Below are 26272 nucleotides of genomic sequence, written 5' to 3' on the forward strand. Positions count from 1 at the left end.
TATCGCGAGGCAACCTTTTCAATCAACGCTTCTGGGTCAGGGCGCGACGTTCGAATTCGACGATGCGCTGACGGTAGTGCTCGATGGTCTGCGCGGTCAGGACGCTGCGCTGGTCATCTTTCAATTCGCCGTTCAGTTCTTGGGACAGCTTGCGTGCTGCCGCGACCATCACGTCGAAGGCCTGCTTCGGATGACGCGGGCCTGGCAGGCCGAGGAAGAAGCTCACCGCCGGGGTGCTGAAATGGTCGATGTCGTCCAGATCGAAGATGCCCGGCTTGACCGCGTTGGCCATGGAGAACAGCACTTCGCCGTTACCGGCCATGCTTTCGTGACGGTGGAAGATATCCATCTCGCCGAAACGCAGACCGCTTTCCAGAATGTTCTGCAGCAGTGCCGGGCCTTTGAAGCCGGCCGGGTCGCGGCAGATCACGCTGATGACCAATACTTCTTCAGCTTGCGGCTGATCTTTATCGGCAACTGCCGGCGACGCCTTGGCGACCGGCTCGATGAAATCATCGTCACGGCTGCTGAAGCTCGGGCCGCCGTCCAGATCCAGATCGAGGTTCAGGTCGCCCTGGGCCGGACCGTTGCTGCCGCGCTTGCCGCGCTTGGAACCGGATTCGCGAGGCTCGCGTGCTTCGCGGGCCGGCATGCTCACCGATGGCAGGTCGTGTTCGTCCAGTTGCGGCTCTTTATGGTTGTCCAGTACGCGGGCCGGGCCCAACAGCTCAGCGCTGGTGTCCTCGTCCGGCAGGTTGGACAGACTTCGGTCAAGACGGAATTTCAGTTTTCCCTTGCCGCCGCGCATACGGCGCCAGCCATCGAAAAGAATACCGGCTATCACAATGATGCCGATGACGATCAGCCACTCGCGCAGACCGATTTCCATGTAATCCCGTGCCTCTATAAAAAATGCTGAAAAATAAGGGGTTTACACTGTGCAAACCGCTTTAAAACGTGGCGCCAACTCTATGTTCTGACAGGCGTTTTGCCCACGTATACGAAAAATTGACATTAAACTAGCACGACCAAAGACAACTTTACACCGTCTGTCTCATTGGCTTGCGCGAATATGTCGATTGGCCAGCAAGTCGGAGCTGGTAAAAAAGTCCTACAACCTTCAAATACCTTTCCGACACTGCGCCGGCTCAGGCATCCACCATCGCCATCGCCTCCTCGACATCCACGGCTACCAGTCGCGAACACCCCGGCTCGTGCATCGTTACACCCATCAACTGCTCGGCCATTTCCATGGCGATCTTGTTGTGGGTGATATAGATGAACTGCACGGTCTGCGACATCTCTTTGACCAATCGTGCGTAGCGTCCAACGTTAGCGTCATCCAGTGGCGCGTCAACCTCATCGAGCATGCAGAACGGCGCCGGGTTCAACTTGAAGATCGCAAAAACCAGTGCCAGTGCGGTCAGGGCTTTTTCGCCGCCGGACAGCAAATGGATGGTGCTGTTCTTCTTCCCGGGCGGCTGCGCCATGATCGTCACCCCTGTATCGAGTAGATCTTCGCCCGTCAGTTCCAAATACGCGCGCCCGCCACCGAAAACTTTCGGGAAAAGCGCCTGTAAACCGCCATTGATCTGATCAAAGGTATCTTTGAAACGGTTACGGGTTTCCTTGTCGATCTTGCGGATGACGTTTTCCAGCGTCTCGAGGGCTTCGACCAGATCGGCGTCCTGTGCATCCAGATAACGTTTACGCTCGGATTGTTGCGTGTATTCGTCGATCGCCGCGAGGTTGATCGCGCCCAGGCGCTGAATTCGCGCGGCGATGCGCTCAAGTTCTTCTTCGGCCTCCTTCTCGCTGGCCTCGGCGGTCAGGGTATTGAGCACGCCGTGCAAATCGTAGCCGTCTTCCAGCAGTTGATCCTGCAGGGCCTTGCGGCGCACGGTCAGGGCTTGCCATTCCATGCGTTGCTGTTCGAGCTGGCCACGGATCAATTGCGATTGCTGCTCGGCCTGGGTCCGGCGTTTTTCCGCGTCGCGCAGTTCGCGGTCGGCGTCTTCCAGGGCGATCTGCGCGGTCTTGAGTTCATCGTCGACGCTCATGCGCTTGTCGAGCAATTCTTCAAGCTTGAGGCGCAGCTCTTCCAGCGGTGCCTCGCCCTCCTCCAGATTCAGACTGAGCTGTTCACGTTTTTCAGTGAGGCGCTCGGCCTGCATTTCCAGACGCTCGAGGGCCTGGCGGGTCGAATCGTGTTGTGCGCGCAGCGAGCCAAGGCGCACGGCCAATTGATGGGCGTGATCCTTGTGCTGACGCGCTTCCTGACGCACCCGGTCGAGGCGTTCGCGCAGGCTGTCGCGCTGGGCCAGCAGCAACTCGCGCTGCTCGGTGTCGAGGGCCATGGCGTCGAGGGCGTCCTGCAACTGGATCCGCGCTTCGCCGATATTTTCGTGTTCCAGCTCGCGCTGCTCGGCGAGCTCGACCAACTCGTCATCGAGACGGGTACGACGCAGGGTCAACTGTTCGGCCTTGGCTTTGCCGGCGGACAGTTGAGCTTTCAATTCACCTTGCTGACGGGCTTCGTCCTGCAGCAAACGACGCAGATGTTCGCGACCGTTTTCCTGCTGACGCTGTTGCGCGCGCAGGGTCTGTAAACGGGTTTCCATGGCCTCGACCGTGGCTTCACGCTCTTCGCGTTCCGCATGCAACGATTCGATTTCCTGCCCGCGTGCGAGCATGCCGCTTTCGGCTTCGCTGGCGCGGCGTACCCGCAGAAAATGCCGGCCGACCCAGTAACCGTCGCGGCTGATCAGGCTCTGCCCGGCAGCCAGTTGGCCGCGCAAGGCCAGCGCCTGTTCAAGGCTGTCGACCGGTTTGACCTGAGCCAGCCAGGGCGACAAATCAACCTGTGCCTCAACCTTGTCCAGCAGACTGCCGGGCACGCGCACGCCGTCACTGCCGGGGCTGAGCAAACGCAGATCGCCCTGAGCGAAACCGGACAGATCGAAACCGTCGAAATCATCCACCAGCACCGCTTGCAGGTCGGCACCGAGCACGGTTTCCACCGCCAGTTCCCAACCGGCCTCTACCTTCAGGCCTTCGGCCAGACGCGGACGCTCGGCGAGGTTGTGTTCCTTCAGCCATTCGGCGGTGCCGGTGCCCGGATCGAGCGCGGCCTGCTGCAAGGCTTCGAGGGAGGCGAGGCGACCGTTGAGGCGCTGCAAATCGCCCTGCGCCTGTTGCTGTGCGGTCAGCGCTTGCTGCAATTCCTGGCGCAGTTGTTCGAGTTTTTCGACCTGGGCTTCTTCGCTGGTCTGCAAATCTTCAAGGGTGGCTTCGGACTCGGCGAGCTGTTCGCTGAGTTCCATGATCGCCGCGTCCTCAGGGTCTGCCGAGAGCAACGCCCGCTCTTCGCCCAGACGCTTTTGCCGATCGGCCAGGCGCTCCATGCTGGTTTCCAGCTGCTGGATCCGCGACTGCTGCACTTCGGCCTGACGGCGCGGTTCGGCGGCGGTCAGGTTGAAGGTGTCCCACTGCTCCTGCCAGCCGTGCATCACGGTTTCGGAATCTTCCAGCGCAGCGGCGGCTTCTTCAGCGGCGGCGTTAGTGATTTCCTGCTCAGGGGTCAGTTGATCGAGCTCTTCGCCGAGGGTCAGCAGCAAGGTGCGGTCGTGACCCAGGTGCGATTCGGTTTCGAGGCGCGCGCGCTCGGCTTCTTTCAGGTCGTCCTGCAATTGGCGCAAGCGCTGTTGGCCGTGCTGGATGCTCTGCTCGACCCGGGCGATGTCGCCGCCGACCGAATAGAAGCGCCCCTGCACCAGATTGAAGCGCTCGGACAGATCGTGGTGACCGTCGCGCAGGCGTTCAATGGCGGCGTCGGCGTTGCGTTGCTCGGCGACCAGCGCTTCAAAGCTGATTTCCTGGTTGCCGATGATCGACTCGCGCTGGCCGACCTGATCGTTCAGATCTTGCCAGCGCAGGGCCGACAGTTGCGCCTTGAGCTGGCGCTCTTCAGCCTTGAATTCCTGATACTTCTTGGCGGCCTCGGCCTGGCGGTGCAGGCGTTCGAGTTGACGCTCGAGTTCTTCGCGCAGGTCGGTCAGACGGGCAAGGTTTTCGTGGGTGCGACGGATGCGGTTTTCGGTCTCACGCCGGCGCTCTTTGTACTTGGAGATGCCGGCGGCTTCTTCGATGAAGTTGCGCAGGTCTTCGGGCTTGGACTCGATCAGCTTGGAGATCATCCCCTGCTCGATGATCGAGTAGCTGCGCGGGCCGAGGCCGGTGCCGAGGAAGATGTCGGTGATGTCGCGACGACGGCATTTGGCGCCGTTGAGGTAATAAGTCGTCTGGCTGTCGCGGGTCACTTTGCGACGGATCGAAATTTCCGCATAAGCAGCCCACTCGCCCAGCAGCGTGCCGTCGGAGTTGTCGAACACCAGTTCGATGCTCGCCTGACTCACCGGTTTGCGGCTGGTCGAGCCGTTGAAGATGACGTCGGTCATCGACTCGCCACGCAGGTTTTTCGCCGAGCTTTCGCCCATCACCCAGCGCACGGCATCGATGATGTTCGACTTGCCGCAACCGTTCGGCCCGACGACCGCCGCCATGTTGCTGGGGAAGTTCACCGTGGTCGGGTCGACGAAGGATTTGAACCCCGCCAGTTTGATGCACTTGAGCCGCAAGGTCAGGCAACCGTCAGGGCGGACACCACCAGATCGCAGCTGCGCTGGGCGTAAGCCGTCAGCACGATGCGGATCTGCGGCAGGTCACGGGCGAGGACGGCGGCCAGCAAGCGTTCGAACAGTTCGAGGAACTCGCTCATCTCGGCCTTGCGCTGTTCCAGCGCGAGGAAGTACGCACGGCTCATGGCCGGTTGCAGGTTCTCGACGGTTTCCTGCAGGTACGGGTTGTTGGCAAACGGATACGCGGCACGCATCACGTTGAAGCTGTCGTCGACGAAGGTACGGATGTCCTGACGCTCGTAGCTGGCGCTCAAGCGCTGCTGGATCTGCACGAACGGCGCCATGTCGGCCTGGACTTGCCAGCCGTTGGCCACTGCGTTGCCGAGCAGGATGTACAGCTCGCTCATCAACGTGCACAGGCTCTGCACCTTGTGCGCCGTAAGCTCAGTGACGTGGGCGCCGCGACGCGGCAGGATCGCGATCAGGTGACGGCGCTCGAGGATCAGCAAGGCTTCGCGGACCGAGCCGCGGCTGACGTTCAGCGCCAGCGTGACCTTCTGTTCCTGGATACGCTCTCCCGGCTTCATTTCGCCGCGAATGATCCGTTCGGCGAGGTGGTGAGCGATTTGCTCGGCGAGGCTGTCCGGCGCCTTGAACGTCATGGTTGTCCTTCAAACTCTTCGATCTGCACAAGCGGCGCAGTGTAGCGCAATGCGCGTTCATGGCGGAGTGCCCGCACAGCGGTTTTTGGCACGAATCCCGCAAAAAAGCGCTTGATCCAATGAGGGTCAATACTGAATAGGCACGTTGTCGAGCGACAAAATGGCTTTTCCTGACCTTTAAGTCAGAAAACCATTGACCGAAAAGTCAGACCTGCTAAATTCGGCTCAAGTCGCTTAACAACAATAATGAGTCTGCGAGGCCTTCCGTGATCCAGTTTTTACTCAACCAGGAACTCCGTAGCGAGCACGCCCTGGACCCGAACCTGACTGTGCTCAACTACCTGCGTGAACACGTGGGCAAATCCGGCACCAAAGAAGGCTGCGCCAGCGGTGACTGCGGCGCCTGTACGGTGGTGGTCGGCGAGTTGCAGACGGATGACGATGGCCGCGAACACATTCGCTATCGCAGCCTCAACTCGTGCCTGACGTTCGTTTCGTCGCTGCACGGCAAGCAATTGATCAGCGTCGAAGACCTCAAGCACAAGGGCGAACTGCACAGCGTGCAGAAAGCCATGGTCGAGTGCCACGGTTCGCAGTGCGGTTTCTGTACCCCCGGCTTCGTGATGTCGCTGTTCGCCCTGCAAAAGAACAGCGATGCACCGGACCATGCCAAGGCCCACGAAGCGCTGGCCGGCAATCTCTGCCGCTGCACCGGCTACCGGCCGATCCTGGCCGCTGCCGAACAATCCTGCTGCGGCAAGCAACCGGATCAGTTCGACGCCCGGGAAGCGGAAACCATCGCTCGCCTCAAAGCCATTGCCCCGACATCGATCGGCGAACTCAACAGCGGCGATAAACGCTGCCTGGTGCCGCTGACCGTAGCCGACCTGGCCGACCTCTATGACGCTTATCCACAAGCCCGGCTGCTGGCCGGCGGCACCGATCTGGCGCTGGAAGTCACGCAGTTCCACCGCACCCTGCCGGTGATGATCTACGTCGGCAACGTCGCTGAAATGAAGCGCATCGAGACCTTCGAAGACCGCATCGAAATCGGCGCCGCCACTGCCCTCTCCGACTGCTACGAAGCGTTGAACGCCGAATACCCGGACTTCGGCGAACTGCTGCACCGTTTCGCCTCTCTGCAGATCCGCAACCAGGGCACCCTCGGCGGCAACATCGGCAACGCTTCGCCGATTGGTGATTCGCCACCGCTGCTGATCGCCCTCGGCGCGCAGATCGTGCTGTGCAAGGGCGAGACTCGGCGCACGCTGAACCTGGAAGATTACTTCATCGATTACCGGGTCACCGCGCGTCAGGAAAGCGAGTTCATCGAAAAAATCATCGTCCCTCGCGCCACGGCCGAGCAGCGTTTCCGCGCCTACAAAGTCTCCAAGCGCCTGGACGACGACATCTCTGCCGTCTGCGCTGCATTCAACCTGCGTGTCGAAAACGGTGTGATCACCGACGCCCGCGTCGCCTTCGGCGGCATGGCCGCGATCCCGAAACGCGCCGCTCACTGCGAAGCCGTGCTGATCGGCCAGCCGTTCAACAACGCTGTGGTCGAACGTGCCTGCACCGCGCTGGGCGAGGATTTCACCCCGCTCTCGGACTTCCGCGCCAGCAAGGAATACCGCCTGCTCAGCGCGCAGAACCTGCTGCGCAAATACTTCATCGAACTGCAAACACCGCACATCGAGACTCGGGTGACCGCTTATGTCTAACCATCACGGCGTAGAGAAAACTCAAGCTGAACTGGCTGAACTGTTCGCCAAAGACCTGACCACCGGTGTTGGCCGCAGCGTCAAGCACGACAGCGCCGCCAAGCATGTGTCCGGTGAAGCGCAGTACATCGATGACCGGCTCGAATTCCCGAACCAGTTGCACGTTTACGCGCGGCTGTCGGATCGCGCCCACGCGAAAATCATCAGCATCGACACCAAACCCTGCTACGCCTTCGAAGGCGTGCGCATCGCCATCACCCACGAAGACGTGCCGGGCCTGAAAGATATCGGCCCGCTGCTGCCGGGCGATCCGCTGCTGGCCATCGATGACGTGCAGTTCGTCGGTCAACCGGTGCTAGCCGTGGCCGCCAAGGATCTGGAAACCGCACGCAAAGCAGCCATGGCCGCGATCATCGAATACGAAGATCTGGAGCCGGTGCTGGACGTGGTCGAAGCCCTTCGCAAACGCCACTTCGTGCTCGACAGCCACACCCATCAGCGCGGCGATTCGACCACCGCACTGGCCACGGCTGAACATCGCATTCAAGGCACGCTGCACATTGGCGGCCAGGAACACTTCTATCTGGAGACCCAGATCTCCTCGGTGATGCCGACCGAAGATGGCGGCATGATCGTCTACTGCTCGACGCAGAACCCCACCGAAGTGCAGAAACTGGTGGCCGAAGTCCTCGACGTATCGATGAACAAAATCGTCGTCGACATGCGCCGCATGGGCGGTGGTTTCGGCGGCAAGGAAACCCAGGCCGCCAGCCCGGCCTGCCTGTGTGCGGTGATCGCGCACCTCACCGGCCAGCCGACCAAGATGCGCCTGCCGCGCGTCGAAGACATGCTGATGACCGGCAAACGTCACCCGTTCTACGTCGAGTACGACGTCGGCTTCGACAGCACCGGACGCCTGCACGGGATTGCGATGGACCTGGCCGGTAACTGCGGCTGCTCCCCTGACCTGTCGGCCTCGATCGTCGACCGGGCGATGTTCCACTCGGACAACTCGTACTACCTCGGTGATGCGACCATCAACGGTCACCGCTGCAAGACCAACACCGCGTCGAACACCGCGTACCGTGGTTTCGGCGGCCCGCAAGGGATGGTCGCGATCGAAGAAGTGATGGACGCCATCGCCCGTCACCTGAACCTCGATCCGCTGGCCGTGCGCAAGGCCAACTACTACGGCAAGACCGAACGCAACGTCACCCATTACTACCAGACCGTCGAGCACAACATGCTCGAGGAAATGACCGCCGAGCTGGAAGAAAGCAGCCAGTACGCCGAGCGCCGCGAAGCGATCCGTCGCTACAACGCCAACAGCCCGATCCTGAAGAAAGGCCTGGCGCTGACCCCGGTGAAATTCGGCATTTCCTTCACCGCCAGTTTCCTCAACCAGGCAGGTGCCCTGGTGCACGTCTACACCGACGGCAGCATCCACCTGAACCACGGCGGCACGGAAATGGGCCAGGGTCTGAACACCAAAGTCGCGCAGGTCGTGGCCGAAGTGTTCCAGGTGGAAATGGACCGCGTGCAGATCACCGCGACCAACACCGACAAGGTGCCGAACACTTCGCCGACGGCGGCCTCCAGCGGTGCCGACCTCAACGGTAAAGCCGCGCAGAACGCTGCCGAGATCATCAAGCAGCGCCTGGTCGAATTCGCCGCGCGGCACTACAAGGTCAGCGAAGAAGACGTGGAATTCCACAACGGCCATGTCCGTGTGCGCGACCACATCCTGACCTTCGAAGCGCTGATCCAGCTGGCGTATTTCAATCAGGTGTCGCTGTCGAGCACCGGGTTCTACAAGACCCCGAAAATCTACTACGACCGCAGCCAGGCCCGTGGTCGTCCGTTCTACTACTTCGCCTTCGGCGCGGCGTGTTGCGAGGTGATCGTCGACACCCTGACCGGCGAGTACAAGATGCTGCGTACCGACATCCTCCACGACGTCGGCGCCTCGCTGAACCCGGCGATCGACATCGGCCAGGTCGAGGGCGGTTTCGTCCAGGGCATGGGCTGGCTGACCATGGAAGAACTGGTGTGGAACAACAAGGGCAAGCTGATGACCAACGGCCCGGCCAGCTACAAGATCCCGGCCGTGGCGGACATGCCGCTGGACCTGCGGGTGAAGCTGGTGGAAAACCGCAAGAACCCGGAAGACACGGTGTTCCATTCCAAGGCTGTGGGTGAGCCGCCGTTCATGCTCGGCATCGCCGCGTGGTGTGCGATCAAGGATGCGGTGGCCAGCTTCGGCGACTACAAGCATCAGCCGAAGATCGACGCGCCGGCGACCCCGGAGCGGGTGTTGTGGGGTTGCGAGCAGATGCGTCAGCTCAAAGCGGTGAAGGCCGTCGAGGCTGAAACCGAGTTGGCTCCGCTGTAAGGACCGAGGCGCGGCCATCGCTGGCTTGCCAGCGATGAGGCCCGAACAGACAACGACAAATGTCGAGGTGAACATGTACAACTGGATCGACGCCCTCGCCGACCTGCAGAACCAGGGCGAACCCTGCGTTCTGGTGACGATCATCGAAGAGCTCGGCTCGACGCCGCGCAATGCCGGCTCGAAGATGGTCGTCAGCGCCCGCCAGACGTTCGACACCATCGGTGGCGGGCACCTGGAATACAAAGCCATGCAGATCGCCCGCGAGATGCTCGCCAGCGGCAAGCAGGACACCCATCTGGAGCGCTTCAGCCTCGGCGCCAGCCTCGGCCAGTGCTGCGGCGGCGCCACGGTGCTGTTGTTCGAACCGATGGGCCAGGTGCAGGCGCAGATTGCCGTGTTCGGCGCCGGTCATGTGGGCCGCGCACTGGTACCCTTGCTCGCCAGCCTGCCCTGCCGGGTGCGCTGGATCGACTCCCGGGAAGAGGAATTTCCTGAACAGATTCCCCACGGCGTGCGCAAAATCGTCGCCGAGGAGCCTGTGGATGAAATCGACGACCTGCCCGCCGGCAGCTACTGCATCGTCATGACCCACAATCATCAGCTGGACCTGGAACTCACTGCCGCGATCCTCAAGCGCAACGACTTCGCCTACTTCGGCCTGATCGGCTCGAAAACCAAACGGGCCAAGTTCGAACACCGCCTGCGTGACCGAGGCTTCGACAGCGGCGTCGTGCAACGCATGCGCTGCCCGATGGGCATCGGCGAAGTCAAAGGCAAGTTGCCTGTGGAAATCGCCATCTCCATCGCCGGCGAAATCATCGCCACCTATAACGCCAATTTCGGCCAGCACACCGCCAGCGCCGAACCGATTGCCAAACTGCTGCCGGTTTCCCGCCGCAGTCAGGCCGCCACACTCAAAGCCTCAAACTGATTAGAGAACCCTCATGCCTCTGACTCGCAAAGCCTACCGCGCCGCCATCCTGCACAGCATCGCCGACCCTGCCGAGGTCGGCATCGAAGCCTCCTACGAGTATTTCGAGGACGGCCTGCTGGTGGTCGATGACGGCAAGATCAGCGCCCTCGGCCACGCCAGCGAACTGCTGCCGACCCTGCCGGCGGACATCGAGATCACGCATCACAAGGATGCGCTGATTACCCCGGGCTTCATCGACACCCACATCCACCTGCCGCAGACCGGCATGGTCGGTGCCTACGGCGAGCAACTGCTGGACTGGCTGAACACCTACACCTTCCCGTGCGAAAGCCAGTTCGCCGACAAGGCCCACGCCGATGAAGTAGCGGACATCTTCATCAAGGAACTGCTGCGCAATGGCACCACCACCGCGCTGGTGTTCGGCAGCGTGCACCCGCAATCGGTGAACTCGTTCTTCGAAGCGGCCGAGAAGCTGGATCTGCGGATGATCGCCGGCAAGGTGATGATGGACCGCAACGCGCCGGACTACCTGACCGACACCCCGGAATCGAGCTACGTCGACAGCAAGGCGCTGATCGAGCGCTGGCACGGCAAGGGCCGCCTGCACTACGCCGTGACCCCGCGTTTCGCCCCGACCAGCACCCCGGAACAACTGACCCTCGCCGGCCAGTTGCTCGGTGAATACCCGGATCTGTACATGCAGACCCACATCAGCGAAAACCTCAAGGAAATCGAGTGGGTCAAGGCGCTGTTCCCGGAGCGCAAGGGCTATCTGGACGTTTACGACCACTATCAATTGCTCGGCGAGCGTTCGGTGTTTGCCCACGGCGTTCACCTGTGCGACGACGAATGCGCGCGCCTGGCGGAAACCGGTTCGGCGGTCGCGTTCTGCCCGACGTCGAACTTCTTCCTCGGCAGCGGCCTGTTCAACCTGCCGATGGCCGAGAAGCACAAATTGAATGTCGGCCTCGGCACTGACGTCGGCGGCGGCACCAGTTTCTCGCTGCTGCAAACCCTGAACGAAGCCTACAAGGTGATGCAGCTGCAAGGTGCGCGCCTGAGCCCGTTCAAGTCGCTGTACCTCGCCACCCTCGGCGGTGCGCGGGCGCTGCGTCTGGAAGACAAGATCGGCAACCTGCAACCGGGCTCCGACGCCGACTTCCTGGTGCTGGACTACAACGCCACGCCGCTGCTGAGCTACCGCCTGAAGCAGGCCAACAACATTGCCGAGACGTTGTTTGTACTGATGACGCTGGGCGATGACCGCACCGTGGCCCAGACCTATGCGGCGGGTGCGCTGGTGCACCAACGCTAACTGATCGCTTGATCGTTCCCTCGCTCTGCGTGGGAATGATCGGGAAGGCAAAAAAAATCCCCCGGTACTTTGCAGTCCGGGGGATTTTTATTGCCTGTCGATTCGCTTTAGAGCTTGGCCGCCGGACGCCCCGGCTTCTTGGTCTGCAACAGGTGCGAGAACACCGCATGCAGATCGTCCGAAGCGCTTTCCTCGTCGAGGTTGAGCTTGCTGTCGATGTGATCCATGTGATGCATCATCAGGTCCACCGCCAGCTCGCCGTTACGCGCTTCGATGGCGTCAATCAACTGGGTGTGCTCGTCGTAGGAACAGTGCGAACGGTTGCCGCTTTCATATTGGGCAATGATCAGCGAAGTCTGCGAAACCAGGCTGCGCTGGAAGCTGATCAGCGGAGCGTTCTTCGCCGCTTCGGCCAGTTTCAGGTGGAATTCGCCCGAGAGGCGGATGCCGGCGCCGCGATCACCACGGGAGAAGCTGTCACGTTCGTCGTTGACCATCTGACGCAATTCGGCGATCTGCTCGGCCGTGGCGTGCTGCACCGCCAGTTCAGTGATCGCGCGCTCCACCAGACGCCGGGCGAGGAACACCTGACGCGCCTCTTCGACGCTCGGGCTCGCCACCACCGCGCCACGGTTCGGCCGCAACAGCACCACGCCTTCATGAGCCAGACGCGAGAGTGCGCGGCGAATGATGGTGCGGCTTACCCCGAAAATTTCCCCCAGCGCTTCTTCGCTCAACTTTGTACCGGGCGCCAGGCGCTGTTCGAGGATGGCCTCGAAGATATGCGCATAGACAATATCGTCCTGGGTTCCGCTGCGGCCGGCTTTGCCTGCTCGCGGTTGTTTCTTGAGGGGTTGCAACTGTTCGTTCATGGGCACTCGAGTCGGGAAGAACGGCGGCGAATTGACCGTGACTGTAATACGGCACAGTGGGTCGCTGGCAAGTATCGCGTAAAAAACAGCGCGATTGTACACAATGGAAGGTGGCAACACGACTGTACGGCTGTTTGTGACTTCGGCTGTATTGCAACGCATCGTTACGTTTGAGTTTAGGCTTAAACCCGAAATCCGTGGCTTGAACAAGGAACACCGCTGTCATGAACGAAATCACCCACACCCGACTGCGCCCCTTTGCGGACACATCGCCCTCCGCCATCGTCGCCGGATTCATCGCGATGATGACCGGTTACACCAGTTCGCTGGTGCTGATGTTCCAGGCCGGGCAGGCGGCGGGCCTGAGCAGCGGGCAGATTTCCTCGTGGATCTGGGCGATTTCCATCGGCATGGCGGTGTGTTCGATCGGCCTTTCGCTGCGTTACCGCACGCCAATCACGATTGCCTGGTCGACGCCCGGCGCAGCCTTGCTGATCGCTAGCCTCGGCGGCGTCACCTACGGCGAAGCCATTGGCGCCTACATTACCTGTGCGGTGCTGGTGACGATCTGCGGCCTGACCGGCAGCTTCGAACGGCTGGTGAAAAAGATCCCGGCCTCCCTCGCCGCCGCGTTGCTGGCGGGGATCCTGTTCAAGATCGGCAGTGAAATCTTCGTCGCCGCGCAGCACCGCACCGGGCTGGTGCTGGGGATGTTCTTCACTTATCTGCTGGTCAAACGCCTGACGCCGCGTTATGCGGTGCTTGCCGCGTTGCTGATCGGCACCGCGCTGTCGGGCTTCATGGGGCTGCTGGATTTCAGCGGTTTTCACCTGGAAGTGGCGACACCGGTCTGGACCACGCCGCACTTTTCCCTCGCGGCGACCATCAGCATCGGCATTCCGCTGTTCGTGGTGGCGATGACCTCGCAGAACATGCCCGGTGTCGCTGTCCTTCGGGCCGACGGCTACAACGTACCGGCCTCGCCGTTGATCACCACCACCGGCATCGCGTCGTTGCTGCTGGCGCCGTTCGGTTCCCACGGCATCAACCTGGCAGCGATCAGCGCGGCGATCTGCACCGGGCCCCATGCCCACGAAGATCGCAACAAACGCTACACCGCAGCGGTGTGGTGCGGGATTTTCTACGGGATTGCCGGGGTGTTCGGCGCCACGCTGGCGGCGCTTTTTGCCGCGCTGCCCAAGGAACTGGTGCTGTCGATTGCCGCGCTGGCGCTGTTCGGTTCGATCATCAACGGTTTGAGCATTGCCATGACCGAGGTGAAGGAACGGGAAGCGGCGCTGATCACCTTCATGGTCACGGCGTCGGGGCTGACGCTGTTTTCCATCGGTTCGGCCTTCTGGGGGATTGTCGCGGGGGTGTTGACCTTGCTGATCCTCAACTGGCGCAAGGCATGATTCGTTAAAAAGCAGGCATAAAAAAACGGCGACCCTCGGGTCGCCGTTTTTTTCAGTATCACTTGGCCGCGTTGATCGGCTTTTCCGGATACCAAACGTCCAGCAGCGGGCTGATTTCAGTGGTGGTCAGCTCGGAGCGGGTTTTCAGCCAGGCTTCGACAGCAGCGCGCTGCTCTTCGGAGACCGAGCCACGCTTCTGCAGGCAAACCAGACCGAAGTCGTCGCCGCCGACATAGCCCAGACCGTTGGCTTCCATGGCTTCTTTGATGAATGCTTCGAGGAAAGCGTCAATGGCTTCTTCGGACAGGTCTTCTTTGAAGCCCAGGTTCAGTTCGAAACCCAGCTCTTGAAATTCATCGACGCACAGTTTTTTGCGCAGACGCTGGGAACGGTTAGTCGCCATTGGAACAATCCTCTTAAGTAATAACGGCCGGCACTTTACCAGTTTAAGGCGGCGATTGCCCGCCTATCCGGGACGAGCGTGCGACCGCCCGTAAAAAAATAACGAATTGGCACCCTTGCGAAAGGCACAAGCTGTTACACCTTGGGGCATAATGCCGACACTTTCATGACCACTGAGGACCTTTTCATCCATGTCCTCGTCTTTTTCCCCTCGGCTGTAGGGTTTTATTTCATATGATCAAATCGTTGCGTCCTCTGCTCCTGGCCGGCCTTCTTCTGCCCCTGGCCTTGCCTGTTTCCGCTGCCACCATCAACACCGCCCTGACACCCAACGTCGAAAAAGCCCTCAAGGCCAGCAAGCTGCAACCCAGCGCCCTGTCGCTGGTGATGGTGCCGCTGGACGGCCCGGGCACGCCGACCGTGTACAACGCCGACGTGTCGGTCAACCCGGCCTCGACCATGAAACTGGTCACCACCTACGCGGCGCTGGAAATGCTCGGCCCCAACCATCAGTGGAAAACCGAGTTCTACACCGACGGCGACCTGAACAGCGGCATCCTCAACGGCAACCTCTACCTCAAGGGTGGCGGCGATCCGAAGCTGAACATGGAAAAACTCTGGCTGCTGATGCGCGACCTGCGCGCCAACGGCGTGACCCAGATCACCGGCGACCTGGTACTGGACCGCAGCTTCTTCGTGCAGCCGCAACTGCCGGAATTCAACGATGACGGCAACGATGAGAACAAGCCGTTCCTGGTCAAGCCGGACTCGCTGCTGGTCAACCTCAAGGCCCTGCGTTTCGTGGCCCGCAATGACAATGGCCGGGTATTGATTTCGGTCGAACCGCCGATTGCCAGCATCAACATCGAAAACACCGTCAAAGCGCTCAACTCCAAACAGTGCACCGGCGGCGTGCGCTACAACCCGGTGCCGCAGGCCGATGGCAGCGTCACCGTGACCGTTGCCGGCCAGTTGGGCGAAGGCTGCAGCTCACAGACTTATCTGTCGCTGCTCGACCACGCGACCTACACCGCCGGCGCCGTGCGGGCGATCTGGAAGGAACTGGGCGGCAGCATCCAGGGCAAGGATCGCCTGGCCCCGACGCCGAGCAACGCCAAAGTGCTGGCCCGTGCGTTCTCGCCGGACCTGGCGGAAATCATCCGCGACATCAACAAATACAGTAACAACACCATGGCTCAGCAGCTGTTCCTGAGCCTGGGCCAGAAATTCCGCAACGACGCCGACGGCGATGACGCCAAGGCGGCGCAGCGCGTGGTACGTCAGTGGCTGGCGAAAAAAGGCATCACCGCGCCGCACCTGGTGATGGAGAACGGCTCCGGCCTGTCCCGTGCCGAGCGCGTCAGCGCCCGGGAAATGGCCGCCATGCTGCAAGCCGCTTGGCATAGCCCGTACGCCGCCGAGTACATCAGCTCGCTGCCGATTGCCGGCACCGACGGCACCATGCGCAAACGCCTGAAGACCACCGCGATGCGCGGTGAAGCCCACGTCAAGACCGGCACCCTGAACACCGTGCGCGCCATCGCCGGCTTCAGCCGCGACGTCAACGGCAACACCTGGGCGGTGGTGGCGATCCTCAACGACAAGGCGCCGTTCGGTGCATCGTCGGTGCTGGATCAGGTGCTGCTGGATCTCTACAAACAGCCGCGAGCGCCGCAGACGGCTTCCGTTCTGTAAGCCGCCCCGGCAAGATCGTTCCCACGCAGTGCGTGGGAACGATCACATGGCAAACCGGATCAGTTCATCTGCCGCTCGACCCGATCTCGCCCGCCCTGCTTCGCCGCATAAACCCCCGAATCCGCCCGCAGCAACAGCGCATCCGCGCCCTCTCCCGGCCGCCAACTGGCAATCCCGAAACTGGCCGTCACCACGCCCACCACATCCACCGGCGCACCGCGCAGGCCTTGCCATAACTCCACGGCCAGCATGTACGCGTGATCACCGTCGATGTCCGGGCACAGCACCATGAACTCCTCGCCGCCCAGGCGACAGAACACGTCGGTACGCCGCAGGCGATGGCCGATGCGCTCGCACACCGCCTGCAACACCCGGTCGCCGACCGCATGGCCGTACTGATCGTTGATCCGTTTAAAGTGATCGATATCGAGCATGATCACCGACAGTTCGCCGCCTCCGCGCTCGACCCGGGCCATTTCAGTGGTCAGGCGCTCCTGAAAATAACGCCGGTTGTGGATGCCGGTCAGCGCATCGGTCACCGACAGTGCGCGCAACTCTTCTTCCACCCGTTTCAGGTCGGAAATGTCCGAGATGTAGCCATGCCACAGCACGCCGCCACCCGGCAGTTCCTCGGGCGTCGCTTCGCCGCGCACCCAGCGCAGGCCGCGCTCGGGCAATTGCACGCGGTATTCCTCGCGCCACGGGCTGAGGTTGTCCGCCGAGGCGCGGATCGATTTGCGTACGCGGCTGACGTCCTGCGGATGAATGCGGGTAAAGATTGATTCGGCATTGAGCAGCAACACATCGGGTTCCAGCTCGTAGATCTCGCGGATGCCGTCGCTGGCGTAGATCACGCTGAAGCGCCCGTCGAATTCCATCTTGAACTGATAGATCCCGCCCGGAACGTGGGCGCTGAGTTTCTTCAACAGCACATCCCGCGCCGCCAACGCTTCGTGGACGCGCTTGCGTTCGGTGATATCGATGCAGATCGCCAGGTGCCCGACCCACAGCCCCTGCTCATCGAGCACCGGGGTGGCGAGCATGTTTACCGGCAGATGACTGCCGTCCTTGCGCACCAGCGTCCACTCGCGTGCCTCATGCCCGCCGACTTCGCCGCCCTCCACCAGCATCGCCTGGCAGGTCGGAATGCTCTTGCCATAGCGGGCGCTCAGTTCCGCCGCACGGGTGATCAGCTCCCGGGGGAAATGCAGGTTTTCCAGGGTCATGTGGCCGACCACCTCGGCGCTGCGGTAACCGAGCATCTGCTCCGCGCCGGGGTTGAAGGTGTTGATCACGCCGCGCAGGTCGGTGGCGATGATCGCCACTTGAGTCGCCGCGTTGAGCACCCCGCGCAACTGGCCGTGGGTGCCCCGCAGTTCCTGTTCACGCTCATGCAGTTCCTGGGTGCGCAGTTCGACCATGCGCAAGGCCCGCTGGCGCTGACTGACCAGCACGTACAGCAGCGCGCTGAGCAGCAGGCTGAGCAAACCGCCGAGGACCACCACGCTGCCAACCGACGAATGGTTGGCCTGCAGGAAGGACTCGCTGGGCGAGATATCGACCTGATAGTCGTGGTCGGCCATGCGCACCAGCCGCGTGGCTGACAGATCACTCGGCGCCGGTTCATTGGTCGACTCGAAAAGCACCTCATGCTGATCGTTGGTCGACAGATCGAGGATCCGTACCGACAGGTAATCATGCAGCGCGTCCGGCAGGCCATCGGCGAGCAACTGGCGCATGCTGATCACCGCCATCACATAGCCGAACGACTTGGGCTCGCCCTCGCGCAGTACCGGCGCCACCAGCAGCACACCCCGCGCATAGGCCGGCTCGATGCTGACCAGATGCATCGGCTGCGACACCGCCAGGCCGCCGAGCTGATCGGCACGTTCCAGCGTCGAGCGACGCAACGGCTGGGCCAGCAAGTCATAACCCAGCGGTGAACCGAGCCGGCTCTGGGTCTGGCTGTACACCACGACGACGTATTCATCCCGAGCTGCGGCCAGTTGCAGCTCGCCGCGGGCATTGAGTTCACGCACGCTGAAGGTGGGCAGGCCTTCGTCACGCACCCGCTGCTCGAACGCGGCGCGCTCGGAACCGCTCACCCGCAAGGCGAACGAATAGGCCTGGGTGCGCAGCAATAAAGGTTGGGTGTAGCCGTCGAATTCGGCGCGGGACACCGATTCGGAGTTGGCGAAGAACCGGCGCAGGCCATCGAGGCGTTGCTCCTGATCCTGAAAACGTTCTTCGATGCGGCTGTAGCGCTCATTGGCCAGCAGTTGAAAACGCTGGCGCAACTGGCTGTGAAACTGATTGAGGGTGGCCCAGGCGAGCAGCCCCGTGAGAATCCCGCCGGCGAGCAATACCAGCAGCGCGACCAGCCAGGCCGAGACTTCTTCGCTGATAAAACCCAGGATCTTTGGGCGCACGGGGTGCAACGACATAAGGGCCACTCACTACGCCAGTACTTGCGGGATAACCCCATTGGCCGTGAGTGAGTTATAGCTATTAGCCACTAATTTGGCTAGCTCTGATCGGATCCAAGAGCCTTAAAAATCAAGGCTCTGTGGATCCAACTGATCAGAGTGTCAACGGGCCGTGATTTTCCAGGCGCGGTGGATCTTGCCGTTGCGGGCGAAATCCGGATCGATGGTGCTGGCGGTGATTTCCTCGACCGCATAACGCTCGGCCAGGTTGTCTTCCAGCTGGAACTTGCGGAAGTTGTTGGAGAAGTACAACACCCCGCCCGCTGCCAGTCGGGCCATGGCCAGGTCGATCAACTGCACCTGGTCACGCTGCACGTCGAAGATCCCTTCCATGCGCTTGGAGTTGGAGAAAGTCGGCGGGTCGATGAAGATCAGGTCGTACTCTTCCCGGCTGCTTTCCAGCCACGCCATCACATCGCCCTGCTCCAGACGGTTCTTGTCGGAGAAGCCGTTGAGCGACAGGTTGCGGCGTGCCCAGTCGAGGTAGGTTTTCGACAGGTCGACGCTGGTGGTGCTGCGCGCGCCGCCCTTGGCGGCGTGCACACTGGCGGTCGCGGTGTAGCAGAACAGGTTGAGGAAGCGCTTGCCGGCCGCCTCTTTCTGGATCCGCATGCGCATTGGCCGGTGATCGAGGAACAACCCGGTGTCGAGGTAGTCGGTGAGGTTCACCAGCAGCTTCACGCCGCCTTCGGTGACTTCGTTGAATTTGCCCTGAGCCGCCTGACGTTCGTACTGCTTGGTGCCGCTCTGACGCTCGCGGCGCTTGACCACCACGCGGCTCTTGTCGATGTTCAGCGCCTGCGGGATGGCAGCCAGGGCGTCGAACATGCGGATCGAGGCCTTTTCCGGGTCGATCGATTTAGGCGCGGCATATTCCTGAACGTGCACCCAGTCGTGGTACAGGTCGATGGCCATGGCGTATTCCGGCATGTCCGCATCGTAGACGCGGTAGCAGTCGATGCCTTCGCGCTTGACCCACTTGCCCATCGCCTTGAGGTTCTTCTGCAGGCGGTTGGCAAACATCTGCCCGCCTTCGCTCAGGCGCGGCTGCTCGATCACCGGAGCCGGGGCCGGCGTCGGTTTGATCGGGTTACCGTTCTTGTTGTACTTGCGTTCTTGCGGCTCGTCCGGCGTCTGATCGTAAGCGGCTTGCTCGCGCTCGGCCTGGCGCTGCTCCGGGGTGCGACGCTCGCCGGTGACGAACTGATCCGGCAGCACTTTGATCAACAGCAGCTTGCACGGCAGCGCGCCGTTCCAGAACGAATACTGTTTGTGGCTGCGGATGCCCATGCGCTTGCCCAGGTCCGGCGCGCCGGTGAACACCGCCGCTTCCCAGTTCAGGCAGGCCTGACGCAGACGCTCGCCGAGGTTCTGGTAGAGGTACAACAGGCTGGCTTCGTCACCCAGACGCTCGCCGTACGGCGGGTTGCAGATCACCAGACCTTTCTGGTTCTGGTCCGGGCGCGGTTCGAACGTCGCGACTTCGCCCTGATAGATCTTGATCCATTCGCTCAGACCGGCGCGCTCGACGTTGTTGCGGCCCGGCTGGATCAGCCGTGGGTCGGCTTCATAACCACGAATCCACAGCGGTGGCTTGGCCAGACCGGCAGCAGCACGCTCGACGGCTTCTTCATGCAGTTTCTTCCACAGCGCCGGTACGTGACCGAGCCAGGCGGTAAAGCCCCACTGCTCGCGACGCAGGTTCGGCGCCATGTCGGCGGCGATCATGCCGGCTTCGACCAGGAACGTGCCGACACCGCACATCGGGTCAGCCAGCGCGCCACCTTCGGCGGCAATGCGCGGCCAGCCGGAACGGATCAGGATCGCCGCCGCGAGGTTTTCCTTCAGCGGCGCAGCGCCCTGCTGCAAACGGTAGCCGCGCTGGTGCAGGCTGTGGCCGGAGAGGTCGAGGGACAGGATCGCTTCGCCGCGATCCAGACGCAGGTGAATGCGCAGATCCGGGTTGAGCTTGTCGATGCTTGGACGGTCGCCCTGCGGGGTGCGCAGTTTGTCGACGATGGCGTCCTTGACCTTCAAGGCGCCGAAGTGGGTGTTGTCGATGCCCGAGCCGTGGCCGCTGAACTCAACGGCCAGGGTGCCGTCGGCCAGCATGTGGTCCTGCCACTCGACGTCGAGCACGCCGTGGTACAGGTCTTCGGCGTCTTTCATCGGGAAGCGCTTGAGCACCAGCAACACGCGGTTGGCCAGACGCGACCAGAGGCACAGGCGATAGGCGGTTTCCATGGTCGCCATGCCACGCACGGCGGAGGTGTGCTCGCGGGCTTCTTCAAGGCCAAGCCCGACGGCTTCCTCGATGAGCAGGCCTTCAAGGCCTTTGGGGCAAGTGAGGAAGAGTTCGAAACGGTCGGACATGGTTTTTCCAGAGCCTTTGGCTAATGAACCGGCAACGCATTGCCGATCCGGTTTTCAATCAGGCGCTTTTCTACAAGAGCGCCCGCGTGGCACGAAGGTGTGCCGTTCCATCCCCGCTGCTCGGGTTAAAAGAGCTTAGATGCCGGGACAGATAAAAAAGTTGATGCAACAAAATGACTCAAAGCAACCCTTCGTCGAAAAGTACCCGACGGTAAACGTGGGTCATTCTCACTAAGGAATTAAACCTGTCATACAGTGCAGGGCCGATCATACCGGGGTTTGGTGAATAAACATTCATGAAACCTGGCGTTACTTATCGCCATAGCATCCTTTTCGTTACGTCCTTATGACAAAACGGTCATTCCCTCGATGTGACTCATTGGTTAGAACTGGACACAGGTTGACGTCGCAACGGCGTCAACACCTTGGCTCGCCACGCTGGCAGCGAGCCGCCAACGGCAGAGTTTTTCTGCCAGACCTCAATTGAGGTCGACGCGACAAAAACAGTCAACAAGTGAGGGAAACACCCTATGAGAAGACTTAAGCGTGATCCGTTGGAAAGAGCATTTTTGCGCGGATATCAATATGGCGTTGGTGGCAAATCCCGTGAGCTTTGCCCATTTACTCTACCGTCGGTACGTCAAGCCTGGATCAACGGCTGGCGAGAAGGACGCGGCGACAACTGGGACGGTATGACCGGCACTGCGGGAATCCACAGACTCAACGAACTTCACGCCGTCGGCTGACACAGGGCACTTATTCCGACACGACAATCTGATTTCGCAACACCCTGATCACCATGCACGTCCTTCCCGGACGGCGGGCTACGGCCCAGGGGCTCCTTCGAGGAGCCCTTTTTTATGCCTGCCTTTTTATATCTGCCAATCAGCGCTTGGCGGCGATGGCGTCCACGGATTCGCGGATCAGCGCCGGGCCCTTATAGATGAAGCCGGAGTAGATCTGCACCAGGCTCGCGCCGGCAGCGATCTTCTCGGCCGCATGCTTGCCTTCGGTGATACCGCCCGCCGCGATGATCGGCAGTTTGCCACCCAGCTCGGACGCCAGCACTTTGACCGTGTGGGTGCTCTTCTCGCGAACCGGCGCGCCGGACAGACCGCCCGCCTCGTCACCGTGTTCCATGCCTTCGACGCCCACGCGGCTGAGGGTGGTGTTGGTGGCGATCACCGCGTCCATCCCGGTTTCGATCAGTGCTTGCGCGACTTGTGCGGTTTCTTCGTCGGTCATGTCCGGCGCGATCTTGATCGCCAGCGGTACATGTTTACCGTGGCGCAGGGCCAGTTCGGCGCGGCGCGTGGCCAGGTCCGCCAGCAATTGCTTGAGCGAATCGCCGAATTGCAGGCTGCGCAGGCCCGGGGTGTTCGGCGAACTGACGTTGACCGTGATGTAGCTGGCGTGGGCGTAAACCTTGTCCAGGCAGATCAGGTAGTCATCGACCGCACGCTCGACCGGGGTGTCGAAGTTCTTGCCGATATTGATCCCCAGCACGCCTTTGTATTTGGCCGCCGCGACCCGCGCCAGCAGGTTATCCACACCGAGGTTGTTGAAACCCATGCGGTTGATGATCGCCTCGGCTTCCGGCAGGCGGAAAATCCGTGGTTTCGGGTTGCCCGGCTGTGGGCGCGGAGTCACGGTGCCAATTTCGACAAAACCGAAACCCAGCTGCGCGAAGCCGTCGATGGCCGCGCCGTTCTTGTCCAGACCGGCCGCGAGACCCACAGGGTTCGGGAAGTCCAGGCCCATGACGTTCACCGGCAGCGACGCCGGCGCCTTGCACAGCAAGCCGTTGAGGCCCAAACGCCCGCCCGCGCCGATCAGATCCAGCGACAGATCGTGGGAGGTTTCCGGGGAAAGTTTGAACAACAGCTGACGGGCCAGGGTGTACATGGGCGGCTATGACTCGAGGCGGCGAAAAGAGGCGGCGATTATAGCCGGGCATCACCCCGCCGCGCGAGGCGCACACGCAAATCCCCTGCACTGGCATATGCCTTGCACCTTCCCCTGCATCAGCCCGCAGGCCAATGACGGCAGGCAGGCAGGCAAGGACAATGGCGTCGTCACCGGGTTTTGCCTCGACAAAGTCCGTGACGACGTTTTTTTTGAGGATGGCTTTTCATGACTCAAACCTCCGTCGGGCCACTGGCCTGGGTCAACGGCAGCGATGCCCCGGAAAAAAGCGCGATCAACCTCGGCTTCATGGCCCTGAGCGACTGCGCTTCGGTGGTGGTCGCCGCTACGCAGGGCTTTGCGCAGCCTTACGGCCTGACCCTGAACCTCAAGCGCCAGAGTTCCTGGGCCAACCTGCGCGACAATCTGGTCAGCGGCGAGCTCGATGCCGCCCACAGTCTGTACGGTCTGATCTACGCGGTGCACTTGGGCATCGGCGGCGTTGCGCCGACCGACATGGCGGTGCTGATGGGTCTGAACCAGAACGGCCAGAGCCTCAACCTGTCCCACGGTTTGCAGAGCCTGGGCGTGACCGGTCCTGAGGCGCTGGACCGCCACGTGCACCAAACCCGCGCAAGGCTGACCTTTGCCCAGACCTTCCCCACCGGCACCCACGCCATGTGGCTTTATTACTGGCTCGCCAGTCAGGGCATCCATCCGTTGCAGGATGTCGACAGCGTGGTCGTACCGCCGCCGCAAATGGTCGCGCACCTGCAAGCCGGTCGCATCGACGGTTTCTGCGTGGGCGAGCCTTGGGCGGCCAGCGCGGTGCAGCAGAATCTCGGCTTCACACTGGTGACCAGCCAGACCATCTGGCCCGACCACCCGGAAAAAGTCCTCGGCTGCACCCGCGCCTTCGTCGAGCAATACCCCAACACCGCCCGCGCACTGGTGATGGCGATCCTCGAAGCCAGCCGTTTCATCGAAGAGAGCCCGGAAAACCGCCGCAGCACCGCGCAGCTGCTCAGCGCCGCCGAGTATCTGGACGCCCCGGTTTCCTGCATCGAACCGCGTTTTCTCGGCGATTACGACGACGGTCTGGGCAATCGCTGGCAGGACCCGCACGCCCTGCGCTTTCACGGCGATGGCGCGGTGAACCTGCCGTACCTGTCGGACGGCATGTGGTTCATGACCCAGTTCCGCCGCTGGGGGTTGCTGCGCGACGACCCGGACTACCTCGCTGTCGCCCGTCAGGTGCAGCAACTGGCGCTGTACCGCGACGCGGCCAGCGCTGTCGATGTGCCGGTCGGCACCGAGGACATGCGCAGCAGCCAGTTGATCGACGGCAAGGTCTGGGACGGCAGCGACCCGGCCGCTTACGCGCAGAGTTTCAAGCTGCATGCGTTGAGCAACAACGCCCCTCTTCTCGCCCGTCGCTGACAGGAGACCGCGAACATGTTGCGCATTCTGCTGATCAACGACACCGCGAAAAAAGTCGGGCGCCTGAAAGCTGCGCTGACCGAGGCTGGTTTCGAGGTGATCGACGAGTCCGGCCTGACCATCGACCTGCCCGCACGCGTCGAAACGGTGCGCCCGGACGTGATCCTGATCGATACCGAGTCACCGAGCCGCGATGTGATGGAGCAAGTGGTGCTGGTCAGTCGCGACCAGCCACGGCCGATCGTGATGTTCACCGACGAGCATGACCCCGGTGTGATGCGTCAGGCGATCAAGTCCGGGGTCAGTGCCTACATCGTCGAAGGCATTCACGCACAACGCCTGCAGCCGATACTCGACGTGGCCATGGCCCGCTTCGAAAGCGATCAGGCCTTGCGCGCCCAGCTTCAGGCTCGCGACCAGCAACTGGCCGAGCGCAAACGCATCGAACTGGCCAAGGGTCTGTTGATGAAAATGAAGGACTGCAATGAAGAAGAGGCCTACACCCTGATGCGCCGCCAGGCCATGAGCCGCCAGCAGAAACTGATCCAGGTCGCGGAGCAGATCATCGCCATGAGCGAGCTGCTCGGCTGAGCTGGCACAGATCTCGCTAAGCAATCCCTACAGGTAACCAACGGCGGTTGCCCCACCCACGACAAAGACGTCGCTCACCTTCCTCGCCCCTTTCGGCGATCCGGGTAGCGGCGTTTTTGCGTTTTGGCCCCATTGACCGGGGCCGGTGGTGCGGCCGTGGCGGCGCTCCACTGTGCTGGTTCTGACTCCTTCTCGAGATTCTCTACCGCTGAGGTGCGCGATGAATAAAAGCTTCTGGAAATCCGGCCACACCCCGACCCTGTTCGCGGCCTTCCTGTATTTCGACCTGAGCTTCATGGTCTGGTACCTGCTCGGCCCACTGGCGGTGCAGATCGCCGCCGACCTGCACCTGACCACCCAACAACGCGGCCTCGTGGTGGCCACGCCGATTCTCGCTGGTGCGGTACTGCGCTTTGCGATGGGCATGCTTGCCGATCGCCTGTCGCCGAAAACCGCCGGTCTGATCGGTCAAGTGATCGTGATCTGCGCGCTGTTCGGCGCCTGGAAACTCGGCATTCACAGTTACGAACAGGCCCTGCTGCTTGGCCTGTTCCTCGGCATGGCCGGCGCTTCGTTCGCCGTGGCGCTGCCGCTGGCCTCGCAGTGGTATCCGCCGCAGCATCAGGGCAAGGCGATGGGCATCGCCGGCGCCGGTAACTCCGGCACCGTGTTCGCTGCGTTGATCGCCCCGGTACTGGCCGCGTCGTTCGGCTGGAGCAACGTGTTCGGTTTCGCCCTGATTCCGCTGATCCTGACGCTGGTGCTGTTTGCGTGGCTGGCGAAAAACGCGCCGGAGCGACCAAAAGCCAAGTCCATGGCCGACTATTTCAAGGCCTTGGGCGACCGCGACAGTTGGTGGTTCATGTTTTTCTACAGCGTCACCTTCGGCGGCTTCATCGGCCTGGCCAGCGCCCTGCCCGGCTACTTCAACGATCAATACGGTTTGAGCCCGGTCACCGCCGGTTACTACACCGCCGCCTGCGTGTTCGGCGGCAGCCTGATGCGGCCGCTGGGTGGCGCGCTGGCTGACCGTTTCGGTGGAATTCGCACGCTGTTGGCGATGTACACGGTGGCCGCAGTTTGTATCGCAGCGGTCGGCTTCAACCTGCCGAGTTCCTACGCGGCACTGGCACTGTTCGTCTGCACCATGCTCGGTCTCGGCGCCGGTAACGGGGCGGTGTTCCAACTGGTGCCACAACGCTTTCGCCGGGAGATCGGCGTGATGACCGGGCTGATCGGCATGGCCGGCGGCATCGGCGGTTTTGCCTTGGCGGCCGGTATGGGCGCGATCAAGCAGAGCACTGGCAGCTATCAACTGGCGCTGTGGTTGTTCGCCAGTCTTGGCGTGTTGGCGTGGTTCGGCCTGCACGGGGTCAAGCGTCGCTGGAGAACCACCTGGGGCTCGGCGGCCGTGACCGCTGCCCGGGTCTGA

The 26272-nt window shown here is 61.9% G+C and carries 18 protein-coding genes; 10 read left to right on the forward strand and 8 right to left on the reverse strand.

Annotated features, from left to right (window positions below):
• Positions 1-22: 22 nt before the first annotated feature.
• The 3 genes from zipA to AC1RMX_RS20670 form a co-directional block, all read right to left on the reverse strand.
• Complete coding sequence (gene zipA, locus AC1RMX_RS20660; RefSeq protein ID WP_102622571.1) at positions 23-889, reverse strand: cell division protein ZipA; 867 nt, start codon at positions 887-889, stop codon at positions 23-25.
• A gap of 259 nt (positions 890-1148) precedes the next feature.
• Positions 1149-4637, reverse strand: a complete 3489-nt coding sequence (gene smc / locus AC1RMX_RS20665) for a chromosome segregation protein SMC (protein WP_493072884.1) — start codon at positions 4635-4637, stop codon at positions 1149-1151.
• Positions 4638-4639: 2 nt separating this feature from the next.
• Positions 4640-5299 carry a GntR family transcriptional regulator gene (locus AC1RMX_RS20670; RefSeq protein WP_096822502.1) on the reverse strand — a complete coding sequence of 220 codons (660 nt, stop codon included), beginning with the start codon at positions 5297-5299 and terminating at the stop codon, positions 4640-4642.
• Positions 5300-5565: 266 nt separating this feature from the next.
• On the opposite strand from AC1RMX_RS20670, the gene xdhA reads away from it, so the two are divergent.
• The 4 genes from xdhA (at position 5566) to guaD (ending at position 11661) form a co-directional block, all read left to right on the forward strand.
• Positions 5566-7020, forward strand: coding sequence for a xanthine dehydrogenase small subunit (gene xdhA / locus AC1RMX_RS20675; protein ID WP_493072886.1), 1455 nt, complete (start codon positions 5566-5568; stop codon positions 7018-7020).
• Positions 7013-9412, forward strand: a complete 2400-nt coding sequence (gene xdhB, locus AC1RMX_RS20680) for a xanthine dehydrogenase molybdopterin binding subunit (RefSeq protein WP_493072887.1) — start codon at positions 7013-7015, stop codon at positions 9410-9412. Before xdhA ends, xdhB begins: the two co-directional genes overlap by 8 nt.
• A gap of 73 nt (positions 9413-9485) precedes the next feature.
• A complete protein-coding gene (gene xdhC / locus AC1RMX_RS20685) occupies positions 9486-10343 on the forward strand; it encodes a xanthine dehydrogenase accessory protein XdhC (protein ID WP_493066302.1) in 858 nt (285 codons plus the stop codon).
• A 13-nt stretch (positions 10344-10356) separates the two neighbouring features.
• Positions 10357-11661: a guanine deaminase gene (gene guaD, locus AC1RMX_RS20690; RefSeq protein WP_096822506.1), complete on the forward strand. Its 1305-nt coding sequence runs from the start codon at positions 10357-10359 to the stop codon at positions 11659-11661.
• Between the two features lie 107 nt (positions 11662-11768).
• On the opposite strand, the gene AC1RMX_RS20695 is transcribed toward guaD, so the two are convergent.
• Positions 11769-12533 (reverse strand): GntR family transcriptional regulator, encoded by a 765-nt coding sequence (locus AC1RMX_RS20695; RefSeq protein ID WP_064378756.1) that lies wholly within the window; start codon positions 12531-12533, stop codon positions 11769-11771.
• A 224-nt stretch (positions 12534-12757) separates the two neighbouring features.
• Between AC1RMX_RS20695 and AC1RMX_RS20700 the strand changes: the two genes are divergently transcribed.
• Positions 12758-13948: a benzoate/H(+) symporter BenE family transporter gene (locus tag AC1RMX_RS20700; RefSeq protein ID WP_493072889.1), complete on the forward strand. Its 1191-nt coding sequence runs from the start codon at positions 12758-12760 to the stop codon at positions 13946-13948.
• A gap of 58 nt (positions 13949-14006) precedes the next feature.
• On the opposite strand, the gene AC1RMX_RS20705 is transcribed toward AC1RMX_RS20700, so the two are convergent.
• Positions 14007-14351, reverse strand: coding sequence for a YggL family protein (locus AC1RMX_RS20705; protein ID WP_011333263.1), 345 nt, complete (start codon positions 14349-14351; stop codon positions 14007-14009).
• Positions 14352-14584: 233 nt separating this feature from the next.
• Here AC1RMX_RS20705 and dacB point away from each other — a divergent pair, with 233 nt between their 5' ends.
• A complete protein-coding gene (gene dacB / locus AC1RMX_RS20710; RefSeq protein WP_102622575.1) occupies positions 14585-16045 on the forward strand; it encodes a D-alanyl-D-alanine carboxypeptidase/D-alanyl-D-alanine endopeptidase in 1461 nt (486 codons plus the stop codon).
• 59 nt (positions 16046-16104) lie between these two features.
• Here dacB and AC1RMX_RS20715 read toward each other — a convergent pair whose 3' ends face one another.
• Positions 16105-18489 (reverse strand): sensor domain-containing diguanylate cyclase, encoded by a 2385-nt coding sequence (locus AC1RMX_RS20715; RefSeq protein ID WP_096822509.1) that lies wholly within the window; start codon positions 18487-18489, stop codon positions 16105-16107.
• 144 nt (positions 18490-18633) lie between these two features.
• The gene (rlmKL, locus tag AC1RMX_RS20720; RefSeq protein ID WP_493072890.1) at positions 18634-20904 is read right to left on the reverse strand and encodes a bifunctional 23S rRNA (guanine(2069)-N(7))-methyltransferase RlmK/23S rRNA (guanine(2445)-N(2))-methyltransferase RlmL; all 2271 of its coding nucleotides are present in this window, start codon (positions 20902-20904) and stop codon (positions 18634-18636) included.
• A gap of 530 nt (positions 20905-21434) precedes the next feature.
• Between rlmKL and rmf the strand changes: the two genes are divergently transcribed.
• The gene (rmf, locus tag AC1RMX_RS20725) at positions 21435-21650 is read left to right on the forward strand and encodes a ribosome modulation factor (RefSeq protein WP_003223300.1); all 216 of its coding nucleotides are present in this window, start codon (positions 21435-21437) and stop codon (positions 21648-21650) included.
• 139 nt (positions 21651-21789) lie between these two features.
• Here rmf and AC1RMX_RS20730 read toward each other — a convergent pair whose 3' ends face one another.
• Positions 21790-22809 (reverse strand): quinone-dependent dihydroorotate dehydrogenase, encoded by a 1020-nt coding sequence (locus AC1RMX_RS20730; protein WP_192560172.1) that lies wholly within the window; start codon positions 22807-22809, stop codon positions 21790-21792.
• 228 nt (positions 22810-23037) lie between these two features.
• On the opposite strand from AC1RMX_RS20730, the gene AC1RMX_RS20735 reads away from it, so the two are divergent.
• From AC1RMX_RS20735 to AC1RMX_RS20745, 3 genes are all read left to right on the forward strand, one after another.
• Positions 23038-24249: a CmpA/NrtA family ABC transporter substrate-binding protein gene (locus tag AC1RMX_RS20735; RefSeq protein ID WP_493072891.1), complete on the forward strand. Its 1212-nt coding sequence runs from the start codon at positions 23038-23040 to the stop codon at positions 24247-24249.
• A 15-nt stretch (positions 24250-24264) separates the two neighbouring features.
• Positions 24265-24840, forward strand: coding sequence for an ANTAR domain-containing response regulator (locus tag AC1RMX_RS20740; protein WP_007916390.1), 576 nt, complete (start codon positions 24265-24267; stop codon positions 24838-24840).
• A gap of 220 nt (positions 24841-25060) precedes the next feature.
• A complete protein-coding gene (locus AC1RMX_RS20745) occupies positions 25061-26272 on the forward strand; it encodes a nitrate/nitrite transporter (protein WP_096822513.1) in 1212 nt (403 codons plus the stop codon).

This window comes from Pseudomonas sp. GW822-FHT03F04 (genome assembly GCF_058801405.1).

Excerpts from the sequence above, each read along its gene's own strand:
- zipA (WP_102622571.1), bottom strand. The coding sequence starts at position 889 with ATGGAAATCGGTCTGCGCGAGTGGCTGATCGTCATCGGCATCATTGTG.
- AC1RMX_RS20670 (WP_096822502.1), bottom strand. The coding sequence starts at position 5,299 with ATGACGTTCAAGGCGCCGGACAGCCTCGCCGAGCAAATCGCTCACCAC.
- xdhB (WP_493072887.1), top strand. The coding sequence starts at position 7,013 with ATGTCTAACCATCACGGCGTAGAGAAAACTCAAGCTGAACTGGCTGAA.
- xdhC (WP_493066302.1), top strand. The coding sequence starts at position 9,486 with ATGTACAACTGGATCGACGCCCTCGCCGACCTGCAGAACCAGGGCGAA.
- guaD (WP_096822506.1), top strand. The coding sequence starts at position 10,357 with ATGCCTCTGACTCGCAAAGCCTACCGCGCCGCCATCCTGCACAGCATC.
- AC1RMX_RS20695 (WP_064378756.1), bottom strand. The coding sequence starts at position 12,533 with ATGAACGAACAGTTGCAACCCCTCAAGAAACAACCGCGAGCAGGCAAA.
- AC1RMX_RS20700 (WP_493072889.1), top strand. The coding sequence starts at position 12,758 with ATGAACGAAATCACCCACACCCGACTGCGCCCCTTTGCGGACACATCG.
- AC1RMX_RS20705 (WP_011333263.1), bottom strand. The coding sequence starts at position 14,351 with ATGGCGACTAACCGTTCCCAGCGTCTGCGCAAAAAACTGTGCGTCGAT.
- dacB (WP_102622575.1), top strand. The coding sequence starts at position 14,585 with ATGATCAAATCGTTGCGTCCTCTGCTCCTGGCCGGCCTTCTTCTGCCC.
- AC1RMX_RS20715 (WP_096822509.1), bottom strand. The coding sequence starts at position 18,489 with ATGTCGTTGCACCCCGTGCGCCCAAAGATCCTGGGTTTTATCAGCGAA.
- rlmKL (WP_493072890.1), bottom strand. The coding sequence starts at position 20,904 with ATGTCCGACCGTTTCGAACTCTTCCTCACTTGCCCCAAAGGCCTTGAA.
- rmf (WP_003223300.1), top strand. The coding sequence starts at position 21,435 with ATGAGAAGACTTAAGCGTGATCCGTTGGAAAGAGCATTTTTGCGCGGA.
- AC1RMX_RS20730 (WP_192560172.1), bottom strand. The coding sequence starts at position 22,809 with ATGTACACCCTGGCCCGTCAGCTGTTGTTCAAACTTTCCCCGGAAACC.
- AC1RMX_RS20735 (WP_493072891.1), top strand. The coding sequence starts at position 23,038 with ATGACTCAAACCTCCGTCGGGCCACTGGCCTGGGTCAACGGCAGCGAT.
- AC1RMX_RS20740 (WP_007916390.1), top strand. The coding sequence starts at position 24,265 with ATGTTGCGCATTCTGCTGATCAACGACACCGCGAAAAAAGTCGGGCGC.
- AC1RMX_RS20745 (WP_096822513.1), top strand. The coding sequence starts at position 25,061 with ATGAATAAAAGCTTCTGGAAATCCGGCCACACCCCGACCCTGTTCGCG.